Annotated in this window: 3 protein-coding genes; 1 reads left to right on the top strand and 2 read right to left on the bottom strand. The window is 61.2% G+C overall.

Annotated features, from left to right (window positions below; translation table 11 throughout):
• Window positions 1–24: 24 nt before the first annotated feature.
• Window positions 25–246 (bottom strand): CcoQ/FixQ family Cbb3-type cytochrome c oxidase assembly chaperone, encoded by a 222-nt coding sequence (locus tag HX846_RS29880; protein WP_102369024.1) that lies wholly within the window; start codon window positions 244–246, stop codon window positions 25–27.
• A complete protein-coding gene (gene ccoN, locus HX846_RS29885) occupies window positions 246–1673 on the bottom strand; it encodes a cytochrome-c oxidase, cbb3-type subunit I (protein WP_008432550.1) in 1428 nt (475 codons plus the stop codon). Before ccoN ends, HX846_RS29880 begins: the two co-directional genes overlap by 1 nt.
• Window positions 1674–1881: 208 nt before the next feature.
• Here ccoN and HX846_RS29890 point away from each other — a divergent pair.
• A partial coding sequence (locus HX846_RS29890) for an aldehyde dehydrogenase family protein (RefSeq protein WP_178966758.1) occupies window positions 1882–2080 on the top strand: 199 nt, incomplete at its 3' end.

A 2080-nucleotide genomic window follows, 5' to 3' on the forward strand; every position in this document is an offset into this window, starting at 1 on the left:
CCCCCCCCCCCCCCGCTCCCACAATTAGATCTCTATATTGCCCCAGTCCTGCTTTGTTTCCTCAGGCGCCACCGCGTTGACCCGCTTGCCCGTGGCCAGCTCCACCCGCCGTGCCACTTCCGGGTCATCGGCGAACGGCGTCAGGCTGGCCTCATCCAGGCTCTCCTTCGACTGGCCCCGCAGGCAATACTCCACCGCGCCATACAGGCCGATCACCGCCGCCAGGTTCAGCGCTATCTCCCACATCAGGCGATCTGCGCGTCAAGCTGCGCTACCTTCAAATCCGCCACACGCACGGTGCGCCAGGTGTTGTACGCCATCAGCAACATGCCGCTGAGGAAGAACACCCCGCCGACGAATCGCACCACAAATCCCGGATGGCTGGCCTGTAACGCTTCCACAAACGAGTAGGTGAGGGTGCCGTCATCGTTCACCGCCCGCCACATCAGGCCCTGGGTGATGCCGTTGACCCACATCGACGCGATGTACAGCACCGTGCCGATGGTCGCCAGCCAGAAGTGCATATTGATCAGCCCCACACTGTGCATCTGCGCGCGCCCGAAGATTTTCGGGATCATGTGGTACAGCGAGCCAAACGTGATCATCGCCACCCAGCCCAGGGCGCCGGCGTGGACGTGGCCGATGGTCCAGTCGGTGTAATGGGAGAGGGCGTTGACGGTCTTGATCGCCATCATCGGCCCTTCAAAGGTCGACATCCCGTAGAACGCCAGCGACAGCACCAGGAAGCGCAGGATCGGGTCGGTGCGCAATTTATGCCAGGCCCCGGAAAGCGTCATCATGCCGTTGATCATCCCGCCCCAGCTCGGCGCCAGCAGGATCAGCGACATCGCCATCCCCAGCGACTGCGCCCAGTCCGGCAGCGCGGTGTAGTGCAGGTGGTGCGGACCGGCCCAGATGTAGAGGGTGATCAGCGCCCAGAAGTGCACGATGGACAGGCGATAGGAATACACCGGCCGCCCGACCTGCTTCGGCACGAAGTAGTACATCATCCCCAGGAAACCGGTGGTCAGGAAGAACCCCACGGCGTTGTGCCCGTACCACCACTGCACCATCGCGTCGGTGGCCCCGGAATACACCGGGTAGGACTTGAACCAGTCCACCGGGATCGACAGGTGATTGACCACGTGCAGCATCGCGATCACCACGATAAATGCACCGAAGAACCAGTTGCCGACGTAGATGTGCTGGGTCTTGCGCTGCACCACAGTGGTGAAAAACACGATCGCATAGGCCACCCACACCACGGTCATCCACACCGCGCCGCTGAACTCGATCTCGGCGTATTCCTTGGTGGTGGTGTAACCCAGTGGCAGGCTGACCAGCATGATCACGATCACCGACTGCCAGCCCCAAAAGGTAAAGGCAGCGAGCTTGTCCGAGTACAGCCGTACTTGGCAGGTGCGCTGTACTGCGTAGTAGCTGGCGGCGAATTGCGCGCTGCCGGCAAAGCCGAAAATCACCAGGCTGGTGTGCAGCGGGCGCAGGCGGCCGAAGGTGGTCCACGGCAGGTCGAGGTTCATCTCGGGCCACACCAGTTGCGAGGCGATCCACACGCCCATGGCCATGCCGACCACGCCCCAGACGATAGTTGCAATGACGAATTGACGCACGACCTTGTAGTTGTAGGCCTGTGCGGTTGATGGTGGTTGCATGCTTAGTCCTCCCACGGTTCCAAGTGGGCGGCACTGTAGGAAGTATGGGTAGAACAATACAGACTCAGACCCGGGTCATTACTACGGATCAGCCACTAACCTGCATTTTTCGCACGTTACCCCCGTCAATAAATCGTTTGTCCAACCCCCGCCCAATGACAAAACTGCAAGTCACTCGCAAAACAACAACGATTGGGCAAAAAACCATATGCAAATCGAGCGCAACTTTTACAACGGCCACTTCGCCGAACCTGCCAGCACCGCCCAAATCGCGGTCTACAACCCCGCGACCGAGGCCCAGGTAGGCCGGGTGTCCGCCGCCACCCCTGATGAAGCCATTGCGGCCGTCGATGCCGCCGCCAGCGCACAGAAAACCTGGGGCAAGCTCACCAGCACCCAGCGCGCCG

It is taken from the genome of Pseudomonas sp. K5002 (genome assembly GCF_013386655.1).
GTDB lineage: Bacteria > Pseudomonadota > Gammaproteobacteria > Pseudomonadales > Pseudomonadaceae > Aquipseudomonas.

Bases quoted from the DNA above. Each gene is read 5' to 3' on its own strand.
- HX846_RS29880 (WP_102369024.1), bottom strand. From the start codon at position 246: ATGTGGGAGATAGCGCTGAACCTGGCGGCGGTGATCGGCCTGTATGGC.
- ccoN (WP_008432550.1), bottom strand. From the start codon at position 1,673: ATGCAACCACCATCAACCGCACAGGCCTACAACTACAAGGTCGTGCGT.